Source organism: Sphingobacterium sp. HMA12 (genome assembly GCF_002933815.1).
Lineage (GTDB): Bacteria > Bacteroidota > Bacteroidia > Sphingobacteriales > Sphingobacteriaceae > Sphingobacterium.
Window position 1 is genome coordinate 443928 of record NZ_BEYR01000001.1, and the last position, 24115, is coordinate 468042.

The 24115-nt window shown below is 39.8% G+C and carries 24 protein-coding genes and 1 pseudogene; 16 read left to right on the forward strand and 9 right to left on the reverse strand.

Going from position 1 to position 24115, the window contains the following annotated elements:
• Positions 1–112 precede the first annotated feature (112 nt).
• On the forward strand, positions 113–1561 hold the full coding sequence (locus tag HMAT_RS01765) for a L,D-transpeptidase family protein (RefSeq protein ID WP_158655555.1): 1449 nt from the start codon (positions 113–115) through the stop codon (positions 1559–1561).
• A gap of 46 nt (positions 1562–1607) precedes the next feature.
• Here the strand turns inward: HMAT_RS01765 and HMAT_RS01770 are convergent, their stop codons facing one another.
• Positions 1608–3197, reverse strand: coding sequence for a DUF3943 domain-containing protein (locus HMAT_RS01770; protein WP_104381100.1), 1590 nt, complete (start codon positions 3195–3197; stop codon positions 1608–1610).
• 169 nt (positions 3198–3366) lie between these two features.
• Here HMAT_RS01770 and HMAT_RS01775 point away from each other — a divergent pair, with 169 nt between their 5' ends.
• Positions 3367–4899, forward strand: a complete 1533-nt coding sequence (locus HMAT_RS01775; RefSeq protein WP_104381101.1) for a SulP family inorganic anion transporter — start codon at positions 3367–3369, stop codon at positions 4897–4899.
• Between the two features lies 1 nt (position 4900).
• On the opposite strand, the gene HMAT_RS01780 is transcribed toward HMAT_RS01775, so the two are convergent.
• On the reverse strand, positions 4901–5491 hold the full coding sequence (locus tag HMAT_RS01780; protein WP_104381102.1) for a methyltransferase: 591 nt from the start codon (positions 5489–5491) through the stop codon (positions 4901–4903).
• Between the two features lie 239 nt (positions 5492–5730).
• Between HMAT_RS01780 and HMAT_RS01785 the strand changes: the two genes are divergently transcribed.
• From HMAT_RS01785 to HMAT_RS01815, 7 genes are all read left to right on the forward strand, one after another.
• A complete protein-coding gene (locus tag HMAT_RS01785) occupies positions 5731–6615 on the forward strand; it encodes a bestrophin family protein (protein ID WP_104381103.1) in 885 nt (294 codons plus the stop codon).
• A gap of 516 nt (positions 6616–7131) precedes the next feature.
• A complete protein-coding gene (locus HMAT_RS01790; RefSeq protein ID WP_104381104.1) occupies positions 7132–7659 on the forward strand; it encodes a hypothetical protein in 528 nt (175 codons plus the stop codon).
• 260 nt (positions 7660–7919) lie between these two features.
• Entirely contained in the window at positions 7920–8462 is a 543-nt protein-coding gene (locus HMAT_RS01795; protein ID WP_104381105.1) for a hypothetical protein, read from the forward strand.
• A 70-nt stretch (positions 8463–8532) separates the two neighbouring features.
• Positions 8533–9327, forward strand: a complete 795-nt coding sequence (locus HMAT_RS01800) for a hypothetical protein (protein ID WP_104381106.1) — start codon at positions 8533–8535, stop codon at positions 9325–9327.
• A gap of 97 nt (positions 9328–9424) precedes the next feature.
• Positions 9425–10225, forward strand: a complete 801-nt coding sequence (locus HMAT_RS01805) for a class I SAM-dependent methyltransferase (protein ID WP_104381107.1) — start codon at positions 9425–9427, stop codon at positions 10223–10225.
• Positions 10226–10255: 30 nt separating this feature from the next.
• Positions 10256–11056 carry a 4-hydroxy-tetrahydrodipicolinate reductase gene (gene dapB, locus HMAT_RS01810; RefSeq protein ID WP_199768517.1) on the forward strand — a complete coding sequence of 267 codons (801 nt, stop codon included), beginning with the start codon at positions 10256–10258 and terminating at the stop codon, positions 11054–11056.
• Between the two features lie 213 nt (positions 11057–11269).
• Positions 11270–11527, forward strand: a complete 258-nt coding sequence (locus tag HMAT_RS01815; protein WP_104381109.1) for a hypothetical protein — start codon at positions 11270–11272, stop codon at positions 11525–11527.
• Positions 11528–11548: 21 nt separating this feature from the next.
• Here HMAT_RS01815 and HMAT_RS01820 read toward each other — a convergent pair whose 3' ends face one another.
• The 3 genes and pseudogenes from HMAT_RS01820 to HMAT_RS01830 form a co-directional block, all read right to left on the reverse strand.
• Complete coding sequence (locus HMAT_RS01820) at positions 11549–12085, reverse strand: hypothetical protein (RefSeq protein WP_104381110.1); 537 nt, start codon at positions 12083–12085, stop codon at positions 11549–11551.
• A gap of 178 nt (positions 12086–12263) precedes the next feature.
• Positions 12264–13124 (reverse strand): annotated as a pseudogene (locus HMAT_RS01825) (AadS family aminoglycoside 6-adenylyltransferase); the annotation flags it as partial.
• 366 nt (positions 13125–13490) lie between these two features.
• Positions 13491–13979 (reverse strand): hypothetical protein, encoded by a 489-nt coding sequence (locus HMAT_RS01830; RefSeq protein WP_104381112.1) that lies wholly within the window; start codon positions 13977–13979, stop codon positions 13491–13493.
• Between the two features lie 299 nt (positions 13980–14278).
• Between HMAT_RS01830 and HMAT_RS01835 the strand changes: the two genes are divergently transcribed.
• Positions 14279–15478 carry an MFS transporter gene (locus HMAT_RS01835; RefSeq protein WP_104381113.1) on the forward strand — a complete coding sequence of 400 codons (1200 nt, stop codon included), beginning with the start codon at positions 14279–14281 and terminating at the stop codon, positions 15476–15478.
• Positions 15479–15553: 75 nt separating this feature from the next.
• Here HMAT_RS01835 and HMAT_RS01840 read toward each other — a convergent pair whose 3' ends face one another.
• Entirely contained in the window at positions 15554–16087 is a 534-nt protein-coding gene (locus tag HMAT_RS01840; protein ID WP_104381114.1) for a 5'(3')-deoxyribonucleotidase, read from the reverse strand.
• 109 nt (positions 16088–16196) lie between these two features.
• On the opposite strand from HMAT_RS01840, the gene HMAT_RS01845 reads away from it, so the two are divergent.
• Complete coding sequence (locus HMAT_RS01845; protein WP_104381115.1) at positions 16197–16943, forward strand: DeoR/GlpR family DNA-binding transcription regulator; 747 nt, start codon at positions 16197–16199, stop codon at positions 16941–16943.
• Between the two features lie 55 nt (positions 16944–16998).
• Here HMAT_RS01845 and HMAT_RS01850 read toward each other — a convergent pair whose 3' ends face one another.
• Together HMAT_RS01850 and HMAT_RS01855 are read right to left on the reverse strand one after the other, a co-directional pair.
• A complete protein-coding gene (locus tag HMAT_RS01850) occupies positions 16999–17565 on the reverse strand; it encodes a YceI family protein (protein WP_104381116.1) in 567 nt (188 codons plus the stop codon).
• Positions 17566–17749: 184 nt separating this feature from the next.
• On the reverse strand, positions 17750–18322 hold the full coding sequence (locus HMAT_RS01855) for a dihydrofolate reductase family protein (RefSeq protein WP_104381117.1): 573 nt from the start codon (positions 18320–18322) through the stop codon (positions 17750–17752).
• 502 nt (positions 18323–18824) lie between these two features.
• On the opposite strand from HMAT_RS01855, the gene arr reads away from it, so the two are divergent.
• The 3 genes from arr to HMAT_RS27520 all read left to right on the forward strand — a co-directional run bounded on the left by arr (position 18825) and on the right by HMAT_RS27520 (position 20808).
• Complete coding sequence (gene arr / locus HMAT_RS27640) at positions 18825–19244, forward strand: NAD(+)--rifampin ADP-ribosyltransferase (RefSeq protein ID WP_371412032.1); 420 nt, start codon at positions 18825–18827, stop codon at positions 19242–19244.
• A 312-nt stretch (positions 19245–19556) separates the two neighbouring features.
• On the forward strand, positions 19557–20612 hold the full coding sequence (locus HMAT_RS01865) for an NAD(P)-dependent alcohol dehydrogenase (RefSeq protein WP_104381119.1): 1056 nt from the start codon (positions 19557–19559) through the stop codon (positions 20610–20612).
• Positions 20613–20673: 61 nt separating this feature from the next.
• Complete coding sequence (locus tag HMAT_RS27520) at positions 20674–20808, forward strand: hypothetical protein (protein ID WP_262508745.1); 135 nt, start codon at positions 20674–20676, stop codon at positions 20806–20808.
• Here HMAT_RS27520 and HMAT_RS01870 read toward each other — a convergent pair.
• Positions 20777–21241: an Lrp/AsnC family transcriptional regulator gene (locus HMAT_RS01870; RefSeq protein WP_104381120.1), complete on the reverse strand. Its 465-nt coding sequence runs from the start codon at positions 21239–21241 to the stop codon at positions 20777–20779. The two genes, HMAT_RS27520 and HMAT_RS01870, sit on opposite strands and share 32 nt — an antisense overlap.
• 190 nt (positions 21242–21431) lie before the next feature.
• Between HMAT_RS01870 and eat the strand changes: the two genes are divergently transcribed.
• Entirely contained in the window at positions 21432–22754 is a 1323-nt protein-coding gene (eat, locus tag HMAT_RS01875) for an ethanolamine permease (RefSeq protein WP_104381121.1), read from the forward strand.
• Positions 22751–24112: a glutamine synthetase family protein gene (locus tag HMAT_RS01880; protein ID WP_199768518.1), complete on the forward strand. Its 1362-nt coding sequence runs from the start codon at positions 22751–22753 to the stop codon at positions 24110–24112. The genes eat and HMAT_RS01880 overlap by 4 nt, the downstream gene beginning before the upstream one ends.
• Positions 24113–24115 lie beyond the last annotated feature (3 nt).

Consider the following 24115-nt stretch of genomic DNA (forward strand, 5'->3'; position numbering starts at 1 on the left):
TCTGTAGTGATTTGATGACAGGGAAGATTCGTTTGCCAATAAGAATTATTTATCTTTGTCCCAGAAAATGGCTTCATTATTGCGAAGCCATTTCTTTTTCATTATTTGTAGTATGTCACGTTTTTTAGTTTTTATTTCCTTCGTTTCAATCGTATTTTTTTCTTGCAAAGAGAATCCGCCGACTTATGGTGATGTGCTCGCACAAGGATTTGACCAAAAATCTTATAAAGAATTTGATACGACAGCTTATCTGAAGGTGTTTCGGGAAGTGTATGTTAAACAGAAATCTAATCTGCATAACCCAAGCTGGATGAAGGAGTTGTCTGATTCAACAGAAGGAATGACGTTAATTGCCGAGCGTCTATTTGATGGAAGCATTGATACCCTACTGCATTATTTAGAACGGAGTGAAGAACATGGGATACGCAGCAGTTACTTCCACACAGCGGAGATTAAGGAAACCTTATTTTCCCTTCGGAAACTGAAACCAAAGAATGTAGCGGAATCTTACCCTCTTTTAGCCAAGCTGGATCTTTTGGGGACAGACGGTCTTGTCGCTTATGTCAGCAGCATGAAATATGGTGTGGTCAATCCAAAACGTCTATACGGAAGATATTTTGTACCTCAAAAACGCATGAACTATACTGGGGTCGTTCACTTGTTGGACAGTGTCAAGATGGGCCCCTTGATGGCAGATATCCAACCGAAAAACCAATACTATATTCAATTTCAGGATGTGTTGGAAAATGGTAATCTGGATAATGGGCAAAGGGCTAAAGTACTGATGGTATTGGAGAAACTACGTTGGATGGGGGAGCCTTTTCCAGAAAAGTATGTTTTTGTCAATATTCCAGAACAGCGATTGCATATCATGGAAGACGGTAAAACCAGTCAGTTGATGAATGTATGTGTTGGTGAAACTGATAACCCTGCCTACACGCGCAAAGGTGAAAACCATGAAACGCCGGTCATGCAAGGTATCCTGGATGCGATGCAGGTCAATCCTGTTTGGAATATCCCCAGCAGCATTGTAAAAAAGGAATTGTTGGCGAGCGTGCGGAACAATCCGAATTATTTAGCTTCGCGTAATATGGTGGCTTATTATAAAGGAAAACAGGTTGATCCAAGTACGGTCAATTGGAATGCGGATTCTGTCGAGAAATTCCGGTTTAAGCAAAACCCGGGTTCGGACAATTCTTTGGGGAATGTGAAGTTCCTGTTTGAAAATGCCTATTCGATCTATCTTCATGATACGCCTGCCAAACAGATGTTTGGGCAAACCAACCGTGCAGTGAGTCACGGCTGTGTGCGGGTCGAGAAACCTGTCGACCTGGCCAGTTATCTGGTCAATAACGAGAAGCAAGCCGAAAAGATCGCAAAAGAAATTACCACTGACTCCATTTCCAAATCCCGTTGGGTAACGCTGAAACGTCAAATGCCTGTATACCTTACTTATTATACCACCTGGCTTGACGATGATGGTAAAATCGTTTCTTACCCTGATATCTATGGCTATGATCCTCGTCTGAAAGAGGCGCTGAAGAAATATTGGACAAATTGATAAAAGCCTTAACCGCGATTGGTTAAGGCTTTTTTAATATTCCGATTTAATATTCAGAGTTATAAGCGAGGGCTAAACGTATAAAAGGGTAGTCTTTATTCACATTTTTATGGTCTTGGTAATGCCCCTCCAACCTAAAATATCCTGAGTAAAGATTGACACCAAAATTTTTCCAGATCCGTACTGAAGCGCTAGTCGATGCGGTATGAAGATAATGATGGGATTTATTGCCACTGATGGTGACAAAATAGCCTCCACGGTAGTCTATTCCAAATTTGAAGCGATTGAGCGTACTTAGGGTTGCCGATGCCCGAATATCTGCTCCCGGTCCATAGTCGTACGTGCGGCTTTCGCCAAAATGAAGATACGGATCTGGTACCGCTGCCAGAACTACTGGGCCGCCTCCAAGCACGGTGGTCAACTTGGTGCGTTGGCCGATATTAAAATTGGAATACACGTTATAATTGATACTCTGTGATCCGTAATAGAAGGCTTCATTTCGCAGAAAATCAAAATGAGCGGAGACGATTCCACGATGTCGCCCTGTTAAGTTGGATAATATACGGTTGCCATAGAGGGAGGCATAAACATTGACGGCATTTACGACGGAACTATCGTCTGAACCAATCTCAAGATTCAGGAAAAAATCGTCAAATGGTTTCTTCTTGTCGATATCGTCATTGTTATATATCAGCTTGATGCGCGCATAAATATCGTTCTTTCCCCGACTTAGGACATTGTGTTCTTTGGCATCAAATCTCCGGATTCCCAATTCAACTTCAGTATGAACCAGCGAACTGTCAATGACTGCTCCCTTCGTGGTATTTCCCCAACGGCCATCAAGCAGTCTGTTTAACCCGTTCATCGGATTGATCAGCATGGCTAATATTTCTTTTTTATTCCGTTGTCCTTTTGTGAGACTGGGCCTTGCCAGGATATGATGTGAAAGACGATGGGTCATCTCCCCAAGGATCGTTCCGCCAAAACTGGTATTAATGATATCATTGATTGATGGCGGTTCCGTTTCACCAGCTGTCTCCCAGATGTAACTCCCGGCAACAGTAGCCAATGTAGACTGCAAGAAACTAAAATTGTTGGACCGGAATGAATTGAAATAGAACTGGCCATGGTAGGGGTGGGCAATCTGATTGGTAGCGAAGAGATTATCATCCCAGGTCCAAGCTGAAAACTTCAAATGGCTAAAGAAATTTTTGAATGAAATATGGGAAACCGGATCTTTACGGATGAAATAATTAACCGATGCAGGGATTGCCTGAATGGAAAACCATTCTATGCCCGCCCGCAAAAAGTTTTTCTTTTGATAATTGATGACACTATCAGGCAGTTTGGCATTGATCCGATCGGAAATCCATCTTGCCTGTTGTCTCGATACGGCCATGCTGTCTTTTAAATTTTCGCTCCTTAGGGCTCGAACGGCACTATCTATCACTGTAGGCAAGTATGTGCTATCCGATACATGTACCGGATTTACAGCGGCATGTTGAGGGCTATTTTGATGCGTTCGAACAGATGCAATAGCAGGTGAACCGTTTAAGATTAGAGCTCCAAAGAAGGTTGTGAATACATTCAAAAGCAAAAATAAAATATAGCGATAAGGCTTTGGATTTTGTTTCATACGGGTCAATATACTGTTTTGCAATAAAACTTGTATTCAATAACAAATATTGGGTAAAAGTGTTTTTACGATAATCATTTCTTTCTTCTTTTAGCTGCATTTAGGTTGCTGATATGCACGAGGGAATGCTACCTTTGCAACGCTTTATAACTGTTCAACTGATTTTGATATGAACAATACCTTTGACTTTTTAAACATACGGTCTGTCAATTTGAAAAACGAGCTCTTTGCCGGTTTGACGGTTGCCATGACCATGATACCTGAATCGCTTTCATTCGCCATATTAGCAGGCTTGCCTCCTTTGACAGGTTTGTATGCCGCTTTCTTAATGGGGCTTGTGACTGCTGTGTTTGGAGGGAGACCGGGTATGGTATCCGGTGGGGCCGGAGCAACTATTGTTGTTCTGATGGCTCTTGCGGCAAGCCATGGTATAGATTACCTTTTCGCTGCTGTGGTCCTGGCCGGGATTTTGCAATTTTTGGTCGGTCTTTTTAGGTGGGGAAAATTTGTCCGTTTGATACCACAACCGGTTATGTATGGATTTCTAAATGGATTGGCCATTATTATTTTTATGGCACAGGTTGTCCAATTTAAAGTGAATAGTGGGGACGGCGGGGTTTGGATGTCAGGTTCAACTTTATATACTATGGGCGGACTTACGCTATTGACTATGTTGATTGTTATCGGATTCCCGCGGCTCACCAAAGCAATCCCCGCTTCCCTGATTGCTATTTTGGTTGTATTTGCTATAGTCTCCCTACTGGGGATCGAAACTAAGAAAGTGGTGGATATTGCCTCGGTCAGTGGGTCACTGCCGCATTTTCGTTTACCGAATATTGCATTGAATTGGGAAACATTGCAATTAATTTTTCCTTATTCACTGGTTATGGCAGGTGTAGGACTTGTTGAATCACTTCTGACACTTAATATGGTCGATGAGATTACCGCCAGTAAAGGGAATGCTAATCGCGAATCCATGGCTCAAGGGTTAGCAAATATGGTCAATGGATTTTTTGGTGGTATGGGAGGATGTGCAATGGTAGCCCAGACTTTGGTAAACTTGAATGCGGGCGCCAGGACGCGGGTATCTGCTTTTATCGGGGCGATGACAATCCTGCTGATTATCTTGGTAGGGGCTCCTTTTATTGAGCAAATCCCCATGGCAGCACTCGTCGGTGTGATGATGATGGTTGCTATCGGCACTTTTCAATGGGTGAGTTTTCGGATTATCAATAAGTTTCCGAAATCAGATATTTTCGTTGGTATTCTTGTTGCCGGCATAACCGTACTATTGCACAATTTAGCTTTGGCAGTACTTGTCGGTGTTATAGTTTCTGCATTGGTTTTTGCCTGGGATAATGCGAAACGTATACGGGCGCGAAAATATGTTGACCCAGAAGGTATAAAACATTATGAAATATATGGGCCATTGTTTTTCGGTTCCACAGCTAATTTTTTAGATAAGTTTGATATTCAGGAGGATCCTGATCATATCATTGTGGATTTTAAAGAAAGTAGGGTAGTGGATATGTCTGCTGTGGATGCCCTTAATAAAATTACCGAGCGCTATGCAGCACAACAGAAGAAGGTGGAACTCTGGCATCTCAGTGAAGATTGTCGCTCCCTCCTCAAAAATGCGACGGGAATTGCTGTCGTTCATATTAAGGATGACCCAACTTATCAGGTCATGCCCGGAAAGTAGGTTATTTTTGTCTTAATTCGATAAAAATCTCGCTTCCTTGTCGCTGCGGTATACTGTTGAAACAGGTCTCCATCTTTAAAATATCAAAGGTTGAATGAAACAATTGCTGATATTCAGCTTTGTTTCCACCAAATGGAGGCCCCTCTGACGGGAATTCCCTATTGAACAACAAACCTGCGAGAATACCGCGCGGTCGGAGCAATGAAGCTATTTTGCTGCTGTAGCTTTTTCGTAGGGCAGGATCCAATGCACAGAAAAATGTTTGCTCCAAAATATAATCGTATTGTTGTTCATGCTGAAAAAAATCCTGGCATATAATCTGGAGCTGTGGAATTTTACCAAATGCTTTTTGAACTTGATCAACTAATGTCGGTGCGATATCAAGCAGGGTGATATTCTCAAAACCTTGCTCAAGCAACGCCCTAGCTTCATGAGCATTGCCGCATCCCGGAATCAGAATTGAGGAATCTTTGGGAATCACGGTCGCGGCATAGGTAATAATGGCTGGCGATGCATAACCAATATCCCATCCGGTCTCCTGATTTTTATAGCGATTGTCCCAATATTCTTTATCAAGGTCCAATAAATCCATAGCGTCCTAATATGTGTTAAATCGATTGGTACAATTTAAGTAAATCTCCTGTAATACGGTGTTATTTTTGTTTTTTACTTGAAACTATGTGCATAAAATTAATGAAGATATTCCTAAGGTAAATAAAAATAAGTCTCTTTATTTCAATATTTTAGCCTTTTTATTTTAAAGTTGGTAAAACAAAAAAATAACTTTCGGATTTATATGATGTATTATTTCAATTAAAGATTAATCGCGATATGTTACTCAATAGGAGAATCTCCGTTTCGTACTTTCTAAAGACAATTCAGACTGATCTGATCCGAATTGTTTTTTTTGGCTGCTTGGTCGGGCTGCTGGCAAAGCATAAAGACTTTCTTACATTAGAGGTGCCCTTATCATTAATTGCCATTGTCGGTACGGCGATATCGTTACTTTTGGCATTTCGAACAGCACAGTCTTACGATCGGTGGTGGGAAGCCCGCATTGTATGGGGAGCAATTGTCAATGATTCGCGTAGCTTAATACGTCTGTTGCAAACCTTTATTAGTAAGGATCAGGATATACACCTAAAAATGTTTGCCGAAAGACAGATCATATGGAATTATGCCCTGAGCGAATCCCTACGAAAAGAACCGCATTCAAAAAGGGTAAAGGACTATATGGAGGGCTATCAGATCAATGATACAAATGTGGCTTACGGAATTTTAAATGCTCATGCAAAGCATTTACGCTTATTGGCCCAAGAGGGGTTAATTACTGAGTTTAGACAAGTTGCCGCGGACGAGATTTTAACGCGATTTTCTGATTCCATGGGACGTTGTGAACGAATAAAAAATACAGTCTTTCCCGTGTCTTATGGTAAGCTGATTCATTTTCTGATTTATCTATTTGCACTTTTATTGCCCTTTAGCCTGAATGACGATGTGATTTGGGTAAAAATGATGTTGACGATCGGCATTCCGATTATATTCATTATCATTGAGCGAACCGCGATACTGATGCAGGATCCTTTCGAAAATAAACCGATGGATACACCGATGACAACAATCTGTCGGACTATTGAGATGAATTTGCTGGAGGCGATTGGTGAACCGACCCAAAAGCCGACCTCACCTGCGGAGGAATATTATTATATTCTTTAATTGGCCTTTTGTAAATTTTATCCCCACATGTTTTTAAGGCCGATAGCTTTATAACGGACTGACTTATCCTTTGCCGTCTGTTTGGATATAAATTTTTCGTGTCTGAACTATTTTTCGTTTGATTGGGCCAATCTATAATTTTGAAGTCCACGATGTTTTAATTGCTATTACAAATTCTCCATCCCCTGCTTCTTTGTTCTCTTAAGCCAATTCTTCGCAAATTCCAGAAATTTACTATTTATTCCACTTGACTTTGTTGTTTCCAGGATTCTTTCCGTCGCTTCTTCCGAGAAGGTCAATTGATCCTGCGAAAGTTTAAAATCTTTGGTACTGATCCTTAAAAATCATGAAAGTGGACATATTGTAAAAGGAATAGCGCGAATTGTAAATAAACTCATTTTTTTGCTGCGGGCGTATTAGCTTTATACCTATGAAATGCAACTAATATGCGGTTAGTATAATTTATCGGCTAGCTGTATAAATGGTTTGCAGTTAATTCAAGGAAGAACTTTATAAATGGAACAGCACTTACAGACTCAGGCATACAACTTTGACCGGATATTTCGGTATAGCTTATATGCAGCTTTAATTTCCTCTGTGATCATGCTCGTTAGCACAATCTTAATTCGGAATATCCATCCCTTATGGAATGCCATTCTCGTTATAGGTTTCCCGTACTCCTTGTTTGTTTCGAAAATAAAAACGAGTGGCGACAATATGATTTTTGAAGAAAATCATATAGTTTTGAATGGAAATCGTATTGCTTTTCAGGACATTGATTCTTATCATTTGTTTGACTCGTTGAAACTTTATTTTGTATTACGGATCAGGTTGAAAACAGGCCGACAGTATATTCATTATCTTCCGGTTGACGTAAAACAGGATGTCGAAACATATTTTGATAAAGCGAATATGAAGAGTGACAAACGGTCCTTTGATTTTATTGCACGGTATTTTATCTTGTTATATGCCCTGCCTTTTGTCACCTTTCTGGGATTAGCCTATTCATTTGGTACGCGTTTGTATTATTTTTTACAGTATTGAGAAAATCGGGAAGACCATCAAATCCGGTAGAGACAATAGGGCATAAAAGCAATACCTTAAAACCTTCCAAAATGAACCAATTAACGTCAGCGCCTATTTGAAAATTTCGTTATTATAGACGGATATTCATTGTGCCCGGTCAAATATTAGACTGATCTAAAAGTGGAAGACACATATTTTATATTTGGTTGTTGGGTTAAATATCGGAATATTTTCCTGACAGCTACTGCGTTTATTTAGACACTATTAATTGCAATAACATGAAAACAATGAAAATGACGATCTTGACCCTTTTAGCCGGATCGACTTTAGCAATATCACGCTGTGGTGCAGGGAAAGATCAGCTTGCAACACCGATTAATGCGGATCAGTTTGAAAAATTATATGAAAACAAAGGCAATGATGGCAAACGATTTAGCCTGACTGGCTATCCTTATCTCAATAGCGATGTGACAGTTCGTAACGACATGGAAATTGCTGTTTCCTTGTTTTCTGAACCCAAGGGAAAGGGAGATTATATCGGTAGTATAGATTTGGGCTATAAGGATAATAAAAACGGGATGTATATTCCTGATAAGTTTACCGCTGACGATTTGCAGGTGTTTGATAAAGAAGGAAATAGTCTTGGCGTAAACGATAAAATTACTATTTCTTTTGAAATGGAGTTGGATACCAAGCGTCCGCCGAGAACGGGAATCAAAAAATTAGAAAAAGATGAAAACGGCCATCCTAAAATGGTTGAGCAGAAACCGGCGTACTATGGCGATGGACCATCTGATATTATTATCGAAAAGGCGAAATGATTGTTTTTCTTATTGGATCAGGCATAGGGGTGATACATGAGTGATATTAAGAAGTTAAAACTTGATTGTTATGCTGGCACTTGAAAATTACAAAATACTGCTGTTCGTACTCACGTTGCAATCCTGCGGGAACCATGTTCAGAAATCCGCGGACAGTGCTGTACATCTTACTGATGATGACACTCAAATTGTAAAATATAAAAGTAACTCAACTAATGAATTGGTTTTAAACTTTCGGGATCACAGTTATTTTTATAAGGAAACAAACTTGCCATTGAAAGCAGGTGAGGATGTGGGGTATGAAAATCAATCCAGGGGTACATTTGCAGTCAAAAATGATACGTTGACTTTTTTTTCTTCAATGCCGTCGCAGATCGACGTTAAAATGGATTGGTCTACAAGCACAGAATTTCTGAGTTTGTATCAAACTCATGAGAAGATTGATGCCAACAGTGTCAAAATCTATTTTGACAATATCGCTGAACCGCAATATTATCAGGCGTTTGAGTTTAAAAATGGGGGATTTGAAAAGCTGAGGGTGAAAGCGTGTGTAACAGATGGAGACTTTGGTTCGATAGAGACCACAAAAGATAGGATCCCATTACATCAGTATTTAGTGATTGAGAAGCCTCGAAGCAATAAACTTTTAATTATTGACAGTCTGCAAACGCATGAAAGTTATTTTTTTGATTTTGATCATATCCTTTTTCGCTCATTTCACTTTTATACTCGGGCATATTGGAGTTATTACGATTTTACGGGCTTAACATTTGTCCGTACAAACATGAACCTTAAACTAATTGATAAAAATAAGTTAGGGCGTTACCAGCATTCCGCTATGGATTTGATATTTTTAAAACAATAGGGGATCAAAGGTGCTACCTACTGTTAAAAAAAGTTATTCGGCTGTAAGAATAGGGTGATCGTATACATTATTTGGATAAAAAAGGTAGATTTAGCCTATGGATAAGGAACAACATTATTTGGATATAAACCGAACGTCCTGGAACAATAGAACAGACGCGCATCTTAATTCTGAGTTTTATGATCTTCCTGGTTTTCTGCAGGGGAGAAACTCCTTGAATGAGATTGAACTGGGCCTGCTCGATAATCTTGAGGGCAAAACTATTTTGCATTTACAATGTCACTTTGGTCAGGACACCATTTCACTGAGCAGGCTTGGTGCGGAAGTGACGGGTGTTGACCTGTCCGATAAGGCAATTGACAGTGCACGAAAAATAGCTGAACAGACAAATGCCAAAGTTCACTTTATCTGTTGTGACATTTACGATCTACCGAATCATTTAGACCAGCAATTTGATCTTGTTTTTACGAGTTATGGTACAATTGGCTGGTTGCCAGATTTGGATACATGGGCACAGGTTGTTTCCAGATTTTTAAAGCCGGATGGGAAATTTGTATTTGTTGAATTCCATCCCGTCGTTTGGATGTTCGATGATAATTTTGAGAAAGTGGGTTATAGGTATTTTAATTCTGGAGCGATTATAGAAACAGAAACTGGAACCTATGCGGATAAAAATGCAGCTATAAAACAGGAATATGTGATGTGGAACCATAGCATAAGCGAAGTGGTGAATAATTTGATCAAAAATGGACTCCGTATCACGCAACTTGATGAATTTGATTATTCACCTTATAATTGTTTTAAAGGGACGGTTGAATTTGAAAAGAATAAATATCGGATTGAACAGCTTGAAGACAAAATTCCTATGGTTTATGCTGTTGTGGCCATAAAAAAATAAGGTGTTTTTTTATAATCAAAAAAAAGAATTATGATTAAGATATTTATTGCGGGAGCAACAGGATGGGTGGGGACTGAATTGAGCAAAAGGATCATAGCAGAAAATAATTTGCAGTTGGTAGGGGGCTTGTCCCGATCCCGAGATGGAGCTGATTTGGCTGAAATTTTACAGCTGAATTATGACCCCATTCCATTGTTTGATACGATGGTAGGTGCTCTTGATCGAGTGGATTTTGATGTTATGATTGATTTTACCAAACCAGAAATTGCAAAGGACAATGTGATTGCTGCATTGAGTCGGGGTAAGCGGGTTGTATTGGGAACGTCAGGATTATCTGATTCGGATTTTAAAGAAATTGCGAAGGTTGCAGATGAGAATAATACCGCTATTCTGGCTGCGGGCAATTTTGCAATTACGGCAGTGCTGCTACAAAGGTTTGCCGAAATTGCGGCTAAGTTTGTTCCTCACTTTGAAGTTATAGATTATGCCTCAGGGGACAAACCTGATGCACCAAGTGGAACTGTCGCGGAGCTCGCGTATCGTCTGTCCGCAGTTCGGAAACCGGATCTGGCAGTAGCAATTGAAGACACCATTGGACGGAAAGATGCACGTGGTGCGGGTATAAATGGTATACAGGTACATTCGGTGCGATTACCGGGCCATATTCTCGGAGTAGAGGTGATATTTGGTGAAAAAGATGAAAAGTTAATCCTACGGCATGATGCGGGAAATGGAGCAGAACCTTATATCAAAGGAATTTTGCTCGCCGTCGATAGGCTATACACTTTTACGGGCTTGAAGCGGGGGCTTGACACAGTCATGAATATTTAAATTGCTGTTGCGCCTTTCCAAAAGGATGGTTTGCTAGGTTTTAGCTAAAAAAATTAGTATTATATATTTCTGTTTTGTATATTTACATGCTTAATTCACATATTAAAGCCTACCGATAATTTTAATGTTAGATTACTGGTAGCGGTATATTGGTTTTCATGCTTTTTTTAGCTGACCATTTTTGATAGATTACTAAATTTTGAGTTGCTTTTCATGGAAGAGACGATCGGACAGTTAAATACATCCTACAAAGGGCAGATATTTCGCATTACATTTAAGGAAAAGGATTTTCAGGTTCAGCTTTTAAAAAAAAGCCCGACAAAAGAGGAAACAGAGCTGGAAGTATTGCTAGATGGTGGGCTACAGACATTGGTAAAGAAAAAAGAGAGATGGTTTTTTCTGCAACATGATTTAGATCAGGATCTAGCGAATCACATCTGGCGAGCCATCTCTCTTAGGTATAGACTTTGATATAAATAAAATTAAGCTTTCTTAATTTACCCCGGGCGCAATGAGTTCGGTTGTAAGACCTAAGAATCGGAGTAGGTTATTACTGTCAAAAATTAATGTAGCATAATGCTTTCCCTTTTTAAAGGTGAGTCGTGTGCCATCCGGAAATGTGCTTCCCGCCCCCATTTTTTGTTTTTTAGCAGCATATTTACTAAATTTTGCTGTACTCTCTTCTAGGGTAGTTTTGTTGATCACAAGATCGAAAGGAAGTCCCGCTACGACGAGCGGTTTATCGTCAGGAATGTCAAAAAATATTTCATTAATGGCATTATTTTTTCCAAGACTAGCATACAATTCTAACCCGGATTTTGTTAGCCATTTGGCGTATTTTTCTTCATTTGCATCTTCGTAGTAAATGGTCTTAGTGTTTAATGCGGTTTCAATCTTCTGTGCTGTTTGCGGAAATATAAATTCTGAACTCTTATTTAATAGCGAATTTAAACTTGCATTGTTTTGTGAAAATGCACTAAAGGTCGATAGCAGAAGGAACATATTCAATGTTAATGTTTTTATTGTCATAGCGATCTTTTTAAATTTTTGAAAAAATGATAATTAAAGATATTAAAAAATCAGTCAAATGAGCAAAAATAAAAGCATTGCAAAATAGGCTGATATTGCTCTTGATTCTGTAGTAAGTTTAAACGACCGCTGCATTTTGACGTACTACTATAGCTATAGGGATGAGCTGCAAGCTATTTGTTTTGTTTTTTAGCGCATTGAGATATATTTTGACATCCACTTCAAGTTTTGCGGGATATTCATAGCGTAACTTAGTTGCGAGCTCCCTGCCGATCGCTGTGACGAGGTCGGTCATTGCAAATAAAGCTGTCCAGTTTTCGTTGATATCGCTGCCAGAAAAGGTTTGGGTTACTTTGTCCCAGGTTTGCTCGGTCATGTACTTTTTAAATAGGCGTCCATGTTTATTGGTTGTGATGTTCCAATCATGCTGGCTAGCGATATACCACTCAATCAGCGGTACCATATAATCGGTACGTATATTGTTTTCGGACATAAATTTTGCATAAAAAATATCCTTTCTGACAAGACATTTGGCGACATAAGTACAGTCCCACCAAAAATCATTGAGTAGCTGTTTGAATTTTTGCTCGGTAGGTTTTTTTATGATTGACACCCGATAGGAGGGTTTTTGGATCGCTTCTGTTATGCCCTCTTTGTCAAGGAGTACTTGATAACCAATATCCCAGTCTTCACATAACGGGCTTTGGTGCACCTCTTCCAAAAAATTAGGCTTACTATATAACTTAAAATCAACTTTTGTGTGATCTGCGTATAAAACCATCTTCATGGCATGTTTGCTATCAAAGTAGCTTTCATCCTCTTCAATCATGGCGATAGGAATGCCAAAGTTATTTAGCCAATTTTTATTGGCGACATACGTGGTATTGTCATCAAATATAAGTTCGATGTCTAAATCACTTAATTCATCAACTGGCGCCAGTGGATTTACCAAGGAGCTCGTTAGGAGAACTGCCCGAATATCCGTATTGTTTTGTGCCCAATCAATAATCTGCTGTAATTTTTCTGCTCGAGTTTGCATATTTTTAGTTTATTTATGGGGAATAATCCCGTTTATTCCTAAAGAAGGACGACTTACGGCCGTTGGCGTCACAAAGGTGTTGGAACGGCGAACATTAAAAATATACGAAAAATTTTTGTTTAACGGACAAAAGTTACAGCAATCAGTTGTCAGAGGGGGAAGCTCTTTTAGGTTCTGCATGAAGTAAATTGGCGATCTGTTTAGTATAATTTTAGAATCACAAGTATGCGATTTTTTAGATGTCTTGGAAAATACGCTAACTAGTATGTTTTTTATGTGTGTTTTTATTGTAGATTAAAATATTTAATTATATTATTTTTAGAAGGTTAGATATTCATGGCTAGCGTTGCGAACAACTCCATCTATTTAAAAACCGAAGATCGAACTGAAGATAACAAGACAATAGATTCCCATCACTAAAAAGAGGTCTATGCACAATGCTGCATATTTCTTTTTAGCAAGCAACCACACCGATTCTATCGCAGTATAAATAATAAGTGGTATTCCAAAACCGAGCAGCTCAAAATAGAGTAAATAACCCGCACCAAGACGATCATTTTGTTTATGCATAAGCCATTGGGAAATAACAATGATCAGGGCAATAAATAGGAGCACACTCAATCTGACCAAGAGATGCTTTCTTAACTTTCTATCTTTCAAAATCAGTCTTTGGACAAGAATGATTGTCCCTACGAAATACAATATTAGGAATATAAATCCCAAAAACTGTCGGAAGGTATAAGATACATCAAACCAACCGTTCGTATAAAGTAATCCGATAATTAGCGTTGATGAAAGAAAATAGCTTATCGTTTTATAATTCATGTCCTGAAATAGCTGTTCTTTATGGTTCATTATAAAACCTTTTTTGTAGAAAAGGCATTGTTTATGCCAGTAATTTAAGGATAAATCACCATTATGGCAAAATAGGCCTTGAACTTATCCTGTAAAATCGTTTCAGAAGTCGTAGTGCTGTTCGAAGAGGCTGCTGCATATTAATGTCATTTGTTCAAAAGAATCATATTATTGCTTTAATTTGCATTTTTTGCAATATTGTGCAATAATATGCTTTATTTGTGATTTATTATTGATAGTTTTGTGCCCTTAGCCTAGACAAGTCTATCGCTATACTATTTTAGTTTATCTCAATTTATATGGAAATTAAATCATTGCCCATTCGTCCGGATACAGCAAGAAATGCTGTGAGGTTTATCTTTTTTGTGTGCGGTTTGGGGCTTGCCAGTTGGGCGCCTGTCGTCCCTTATGTTAAACATAGGCTCGGTATAGATGATGGTGTATTGGGGCTTTTAATGCTTCTTATCGGCGGCGGAGCTCTTTTTATTATGCCATTTTCGACCATCCTTCTAAATAAATTTGGAACAAGAAAAATTATTTTTCTTTCGGGTATCACCCTCGCACTGATACTGCCGATGTTGTTAATTGCTAATTCCATCATAACAATGGGGATTACACTATTCTTTTTTGGTATGTGTATGGGAGGAATAGAAGTTTCCGCAAATGCACATTCAATCCTTATCCAGAAACTCTTTGATCGGCCGATCTTATCCGGTCTGCACGGTATCTTTAGTGTGGGAGGATTAACGGGGTCGCTCGGATTAGGACTGTTGATAAAGTTAGGGTTTCAGGCTACCTATGCCATGTTATTGATTTCCTTACTGATCGTTGTAATTATGTTTGTCATGTACCGTAGGTTGTATGCGCATGATGATGAAATACGCATTAACAGTCATCATGATGACAAGAAAATGGTTGCAGGTCAGTCCAAATGGGCTGGTTGGTTCAATTTGCATGTTTTATTTCTGGGCATGCTCTGTTTCTGTGCTTATCTCTCCGAAGGTTCGATGCTGGATTGGAGCGCGGTATTTTTGTATGAGGAAAAAAATGCACCGCTTGAAATTGCAGGGATAGGATATGCTGCCTTTTCCATCGCCATGGCAACAATGCGACTTTTTGGTGATGTGCTTGTCCTCCGGTTAGATCATCGGGTTGTTGTGGTCGGAGGGGGAGTCTTAGCGGTATTCGGTTTGCTGGTCGCTGTTTTATCACCTTCTTATTGGGGTGCATTAGCCGGATTTATCCTATTGGGCTTTGGTGCTGCTAATATTGTTCCTATTTTATTTAGTCATGCCGGAAATTTAAAAGGAGTTGGGGCATCAGCAAGTATTCCGGTTATGTCGACATTGGGTCATTCGGGACAGTTGTTGGGCCCCGCCTTGCTGGGTGGAGTTGCCCAATTTTATGGAATTTCAGTCTCGCTTATCGTCGTTGCTTTTCTTATGCTTTCACTTTCCGTGTCTTATTGGACCTATTGGAAATTCCAGACTAGAAAATAAATTCTTGCAAACTATAGCTGGGCAATTACCTCTTGTGATTGGCCAGCTGTAGTTTAACCGTTGGACGTCTTATTTTTACAGATCAGCGGTAAAAAAACGATGTGCGTCCGTCCAGTTCTTCAATCTTTCAAACCGGTGCTCATTGACATTGTGAAATGTATCGAACATAAGCCCTTTTCCAGAAAAACTGTCTAGATTCTTTAGATGATCGTCAATAAGAAAATCGGTGTCTATAATCCCTTTATTCCCACAGAATACAATGTTCTTCCACGAAATAAATGGAAAATATTCCTGTAGCCATTCCCGTTTCTCTAAAAGACTATTGGGAAATTCCATTGCGGCAGATACGACAAAAATCTCATAATAGTTTTGTAATTCCTTCACCACGTCTTGTGCATCTTGTGCAACAGGGATATTGCGGAAAAAACCTGGTGTATGCAAATACCGTAAGACTGCCGTCTGATCAGGTAAACAATCCGCTTCCTTTAGTCCGATAATATCGTCCTCATTTATCCGTATACCCGTTTCTTCAAAATAATGTGCAATATAGTGTCGTTGGATGTCTGCGAGTACACCGTCCATATCGATGGAAATTGTTTTTTTTATCATAAGTTTACCTATATTATGGCACAAATGTAATTATATAATTGCAAAATATTGCAATTATAGCAATTTTTTGCAATTCATTTTATTCTGTTAAATCTATATATTTGTTCCTATGCTAAAGTACGATCGTCTACAAACCATTTTAGATATCACCAATAGGGAGGGGTCGGTTTCATTTCAGACCTTGAGCAAAAAGCTTTCGGTATCCGAAGATACCATACGGAGAGATATTAAGGAATTGAATGATCGGGATCTTCTTCGCGGGGTAAGGGGAGGAGCGCACAGCATTGTTCAAAAAAAATACCATTATCGTGATCGCGAGAAGGCAGGGTTGGAACAGAAAAGGATCATTGCGCAAAAAGCGCTATCATTAATTAAAAATGATCAGGTACTTTTTTTCGATGGAGGTACATCCATTTTAGAGTTAACTAAAATCTTACCGAAGGATCTTAAGGTTACGATCATTACGAATAGCTTTCCTGTTGCGAGTGTGATTGAGGACCATCCTTTGATAGAAATAATATTTTTAGGAGGCAGGCTCTACAAATCGGCCTTTACAACATTTGGCAATACAACGTTGGAAAGTATCGCTAATTTTAGGGCTGATCTATATTTCTTGGGTGTTTGTTCGATTACTCCTGAAAATTTATCATGCAATTATCAGGAAGATGCCGAAACAAAGCGGGCAATGATGAAACAGAGCGTCCGGATCGTTGGATTGTGTACATCGGATAAATTTGATACGGAGTCAAATTTTATCATTGATGAGACCAAAAAGCTTGATATCATTGTCACGGAGAACGATTCAACGAGCCCCCAGATGAATAAATATATCGCACAGGGGATTGAATTGATTTAGGCAATCAATGATAGCTAGTTAAAAGAGGTTGCTAGAACCTCTTTTATTCTGAAAGTTATTTTGTGGCTTTGATCTGAATATCCAATGTAAATTCGTCTTCAATAGCCCGGTTTCCGAGATCAGAGAAAAAGCTTGCTGAACGATATTGAATATCAAAATCCAGGCGATTTACCTTGACACCCAATGCTTCAGCCGAAAGCCCATCGGCAGTGCTGGTTACCTTTGCTGGAAAAGATATGGCTTTTGTTTTGTTTTTGATCGTAAGATTACCTGTGATTATTGGAATAGCCTTGCTGTTATCCACTTTAGCGATAACAAATTTTGCTATGGGATATTTGGATACATCAAAGAAATCTTCGTTTTTAAGATGACCGGTTAGTTTCGGAGCATCAGTACAAGCCATAGCATTCATATCAATGGTAAATCCACCTCCGGTAATTTTACCTTTATCAGTTTGGACTGTTCCCTCCTTCAAGGCTATGGTACCGACATGACCACCGACGACTTTCTTTGCCTCCCATTTGATCTTTGACGTTTGTGTATTGACTTTGTATGTTATTTTTTGCGCAAAGGCAAAGGTGGAGCTACAGGTAATAGCCATGAATAATAAGGCTCTTTTCATAGAAATGATTTGTTTTTAATCAAATATACAAGAAACCGGACATATTTAAGTAAATAACATTGTGATTGTATGGTTGATAGGATCAGGTTGCTACACGTAAGCCTTTTGAAACTTTAAAATCAAATCGTAAAATCGCTGCCCGATACAAGTTTGAATAAGCGCGTGCCTTATCTCTCCTAGCGAACTAGTGTTTTTTTAGTGATCCAATATATTTATAGCTATTGATGAGAATACCTGTAGGAGTTGTCTTTGAATCTAAAAAAACAAGTTTTTGCGCATTCACCTTGTCTGACAGTAGGCGTTTGCCATGCCCCAGCAGAACCGGGTAAGTAATGAGTACGACTTCATCAACGAGACCTTGCTCAAGTAAAAGGGAGGTCAGTGTGGAACTTCCCACAACGATCAGATCGGGACCGTCTGTTGATTTAAGTGTATGAATAGCAACGTCAATGTGGGTACCTAAATTTTTTACAGGTCCCCAGATTAAACTGTCGGGACGGTGGGTTGCGACGTGTTTCGTGGCAGCATTTATAGCATTGGCCATTGGAAAATCACCCGCATTGGGCCAGAAGCTGCTAAAGATATCATAGGTATGACGGCCCAAAAGAAGGTCAAAGTCTGAACCATATGCCTGAAAGAGCATTTCCGCTCCTGCAGGACTTCTATAGGCAGTTGTCCATGCGCCATAAGTGTAATCTCCATCGTGTTCGATGACGCCATCAAGCGAGATGTGTTCGAAAATTCTGATCTTTCTCATTGTTTCAAGTGTTTGATTATTAATCCAAATTTAGCGAAGTTTAAAAATACGAATGCGGTGCAATCGCGACAATATAAGGGTGGAATGTGTAACTTTAATCCCTAAGATCGCTGTACATGTGGCTTTGAAGTCTCGATGTACTAGCTAATTCAGCGATGTAATCGAAAATAATGCATATATGGAATTTTCACCTTTCAACAATGTTGTTAAACTTTGTCTTCAGGGCATGAGCATGGAAGATGCAAAACAGCCTGAAGAAGCCCTTAAGCTATTTATGCAGGCCTGGAGCGGAGCCACCAACGATCACGAATGCTTTCTTGCAGCTTATTATGTAGCCCGGCATCAAAAAACTGTTTCAGATAGATTGATATGGCTCGAAGAGGCCCTGCGGCATGCCTTAAAACTAAATGACGATACAGTTAAAAGTGCGCTACCGAACCTGTATCTGAAGCTTGCAAAATGTTACGGAGATCTGGGAGATAGCGAAAAATCAGCGGAATATATCGAGTTGGTTACAATCCTAAACGAAAAACCATCGGATTCCGGGCCTTTTTATCATGGTACCAAAGCCGACTTAAAAGCAGGAGATCTATTGGTTGCTGGGGGGAACTCGAATTATCAGCCTGAACTTACCATGAATCATATTTATTTTACAGGTTTAGTTAACGGAGCCGGACTCGCTGCTGCTTTGGCAAAAGGAGAAGGCTGCGAACGTGTCTATATTATTGAACCGATGGGAGCCTTTGAAAATGATCCAAATCTAACAGATAAAAAATTTCCGGGTAATCCGACGCGTTCGTATCGCTCCACGGCTGCGCTGAAAATTGTTGGTGAAGCAAAAGAATGGGACAGGCCGAGTCCTGAAGATCTTCAAAGATTTCGTGAACGACTGACCACAGGTAACGGAGAAATAATCAACTAAATCTGTAATACTTAATGGGCAAACGATCTAACCTAAATAAATTTTTGTTGGACTGAAAGGTCACGAAAGGAATCGTAGGCTAAGAGGTTGATTTTGAAGTGGATTAAAATTTGAAAGTAATTAAATTGATTTGTCAATACTGCTGACCCAAGAACATTTTTGTGTTTTCATTGTTTGTTCAATGTCAATAATGTTTGAAAGATTCTTTATTTGGGGTGGTCTCACATTAACTTCGCACAACTTAGTGAAAGGATCTTATCTATTGGAATAGGTCAGTGGGATTCAATTGGTGTTTTATAAAAGTACAAAAGAATGATTAAATCGAAAGGTTATGCGGCGAAAGACAATAATTCTCCGCTGGAATATTGGGAATTTGAAAGAAGAGAACTTGGTTCGAATGATGTGTTAATCGATATCTTGTATAGTGGTATCTGTCATTCTGATATTCATCAGGTCCACGACGAATGGGGGGGGACACAATACCCGATTGTTCCGGGACATGAGATTGTTGGCCGCATCAGTGCCGTAGGCAGTGCGGTGACCAAGTTTAAAAAAGGTGATCTCGCTGGTGTAGGTTGTATGGTGGCATCCTGTGGTGAGTGCGATAACTGTAAATCGGATCAGCAACAGTTTTGCTCGAAGAAGAAAACGGTGTGGACGTATAACAGTACGGATGTGATGCACGATCACTCCTGTACATATGGGGGCTACAGCAACAATATTGTCGCTGATGCGAATTTTGTTTTGCATGTGCCTGAGTCGCTTGACATCAAAAAGGTGGCCCCTTTACTTTGTGCAGGGATTACCACATACTCACCGCTGAAGCGATGGAATATTAGCAAAGGACATAAAGTTGGTGTTTTGGGTTTAGGTGGTTTAGGTCACATGGCGGTGAAGATCGCTGTTGCAATGGGCGCGGAAGTGACGATGATTAGCCATTCGCCACGTAAGAAAGCGGATGCGACACTATTGGGTGCCCAAAAGTTTTTAAATACGCATGAATCTTCGGAACTGAAGGAATTTTCTGCTTATTTTGACTTTATTATTGATACGGTTTCTGCACCTCATGATTACAATCTCTACCTAGGGCTGCTAAAGACCAAAGGTGTCTATATCTGTGTCGGTATCCCAGCTGCACCAATGGAAATCAATGGTCGTTCTATTATGGGCGGAAATAAAATTCTGACGGCTTCAAGTATCGGCGGTATACAGGAAACACAAGACATGCTTGATTTTTGTGCTGAACATAACATCCTCCCAGAAACAGAGTTGATTGACATCGATTATGTGAATGAGGCTTACCAACGTGTATTGGACAGCGATGTAAAATACAGGTTTGTCATCGATATGGCTTCACTGCAAAAGTAGTGAAACAACATAAAAATGGGGACTGTCCAAAAAGTGAAGTGATCCCTAAAAAGCTGGACAGATGAACAAAATTAAATGGAAAGAGCTCGGTATTATACCGGGCTCTTTCCATTTAATGCATGATAAGGGCTTACAGCTAAATTTTAATTTGAAAGGTTGGGCAACTAAAGGAAAAGTGGCAGCCGTGTTGTATTAACAATTTCTTTCATCACAAAATAGCTTTCCATATGGCGGATTCCTTTAATCGTCGCCAGTTTATTGAAGTTAAATTCATGATAGTGGTCGACATCCTTGACCATCACCTTGAGCTGGTAATCAAAAGCACCGGTCACATGGAAGCATTCGACCACTTCCGGAAATTTCTGTATTTCTTCCATAAATAGCAAAGCGCTTTCGTTTGAATGTTTTTCCATACTGATTGCTACAAGCACCATCAGATTCAAATCCAGTTTCCGTCGATCCAGTAGATATACCTTTTGTTTGAGCACGGTTGTTGTCGTCAATTTCTTAATCCGTTCGTATACAGGAGTCATGGATAAGTTGACACGATCGGAAATTTCCTTGTTACTCATGTTGGCATCCTGTTGCAAAAGGTCCAAGATCATCAGATCTTTTTCATCTAGTTTCATTGCTGTAGTAATTTAAATCTAAAAACGAATAGGTATACACCTATCGTTAGGATATTTCATCCAAAAATAATAATATTTCAATATTTTTTTACTAAAATAAATATTATTATAGTCTAAAAATACTGCAAATTAAAATAAAGTAGTAAATTCATCTTACTTAATATCTGTTACCAACCTAATAAAAAGAATTATGAGTGATCCCCAATTAAAGAAAGTCCTTGGCCCCGTGATGTTATGGGGATTGGGGGTAGGGTATGTTATTTCAGGAATGTATTTTGGTTGGAATCTGGGACTGGCAGAAGGTGGGACATTGGGGTTAGCTATCGCTACGATCTTTGTTATTATTATGTACCTAACCTTTACATTCAGTTATACAGAAATGTCATGTGCCATACCAAAAGCTGGAGGAGCTTTTGAGTATGCTAATAGAGGACTTGGAAAACACTTGGGATTTGTTGCCGGGATTGCCCAGAATATAGAATTTGTTTTTGCACCGCCGGCCATTGCGGCGGCGATAGGGGCTTATCTGCATTTGCTCCATCCCGATGTTGGTTACCTTACTTTTGCTATCGGAGCCTATCTTATTTTTACGACAATGAATATCCTAGGGGTGAAACTTGCCGCCTCTTTTGAATTGGTTGTTACTGTTCTGGCGGTTATCGAGTTGCTGATATTTGCTGGTGTGACGTTGCCTGCATTTGAGTTTTCCAACCTACAGCAAAATGCGCTTCCGAATGGTTATTCCGGTATTTTTGCATCCATTCCATTTGCCATCTGGTTTTTTCTTGCCATTGAAGGTGTTGCTAATGTTGCCGAGGAAACCATCAATCCGCAAAAAAATGTACTGATCGGTTTTGGATCAGCTATTGTCACTTTGGTCGTATTGTGTATCATTACGTTTTTATCGGCGGTCGGTGTCGCAGGCTGGGAAGCTGTTGTCTATCCTCCGGGCAGCACTGAGGCTTCAGATTCACCCTTACCCCTTGCTATTGCCAACGTTATTAATAGTACCCACATCCTTTACAAACTGCTTATCGGCGTGGGTCTGCTTGGACTTATTGCATCCTTCCATGGAATTATCTTGGCTGGGGGGCGTGCTACCTTTGAGTTTGGACGGGTAGGATATGCACCATCCATCTTGGGAAAAGTTCATTCCCGCTTTAAAACGCCGGCTAATGCATTATTGATTAATATGGCGGTTGGTATTGTTGCACTACTGACGGGTAAGACAGCAGGAATTATTACCATTGCCTGTTTTGGAGCAATCAGTCTATATATCATATCCATGTGGTCTTTTTTCGCCTTACGTAAAAAAGAACCCACATTGGAACGTCCCTTTAAAGTTCCTTTATATCCCTTATTTCCGATGCTCGCACTGATCATTGCCGTGATCTGTCTGGTTGCTATGATATTTTATAACCCATTGACAGCCTTATTATTCTTTGGGCTTGTCATCTTATCATATCTTTATTTCCTAATCTTCCTTGACAAGGATAAAACCGTCAAATTATGATAGACAAAAAAGAAATTATTTCCAAATTAAAGACAAGTACGAGTACACATGTCAAAGTCGCAGTAGCGGATATCGACGGTGTATTGCGTGGCAAATTTATGCATCGGGACAAGTTTATCTCTTCATTGGACAGTGAATTTGGTTTTTGTTCCGTGGTATTTGGATGGGATGTCAATGATCAGGTTTATGACAATGTAGAAATTACAGGATGGCATACTGGTTATGGCGATTTTCCTGCACGTATAGATGGAAACACCTTCCGTAAAATACCCTGGCAAGAAGATATTCCTTTCTTTCTTGCCGATTTTGAAACGTCAGAAGCTACAGACAAAAATGTCTGTCCAAGGGCACTTCTTAAAAACATCATTGCACAGTCGGAGGCTTTGGGATACAAACCTATTTTTTCACAGGAATTTGAGTGGTTTAATTTTGTAAAAGCAACTAATGGATCTTCGCAGAATAGTTTTGAAGATATGACACCGATCACCTCCGGTATGTTTGGATACTCCATATTGCGGATATCGGACAATTACGGCTTTTTTCAGGACCTGTTGTCGATGCTTGAACGGTTTGGCGTGCCTTTGGAAGGTTTGCATACAGAAACAGGGCCAGGTGTACTGGAAGCTGCAATTCAATGTAGTCATGCACTTGAAGCTGCCGACAGGGCCACACTCTTTAAGTCAGCCGTAAAAGAGATCGGTAAAAAACATGGTATCGTCGCCAGTTTCATGGCCAAACAGACTAAAGAATTGCCCGGCTGTAGCGGACACGTACATCAAAGCCTCTGGGATCTCAAACAGGAGAAAAATCTTTTTTATGATGCCGATGACCAACGAGGTATGAGCGAACTGATGAAGCAGTTTCTCGCTGGGCAACTACATTGTTTACGCGATATTCTACCCTTATTTGCTCCTACCGTAAACAGTTATAAAAGACTTACTGAAGGAGCCTGGGCTCCGACGACTTTAACCTGGGGGATAGATAACAGGACGACGGCACTCCGTGTCATTGATGGTGGGCCTAAGGCGACGCGTATTGAACACCGCGTAGTCGGCTCTGACGTTAATCCATATCTGGCCATAGCGGCCTGTTTAGCTAGTGGGCTCTATGGGATCAAACACAAGCTATCATTGGATAATCCACATACCGTTGGCAATGGTTATAAGGATTTACAACATGGTGTTCTGCCAAGGAATCTTTATGAAGCTACCAGTCGGATGGCACAGTCTAAAATTGCGTCAGAATTGTTTGGAGAAAGGTTTGTTGATCACTTTTGCAAATCCAGATTGTGGGAATGGCGGCAGTTTTCAGAACAGGTAACAGATTGGGAAACAAAAAGATATTTTGAAATTATTTAACTG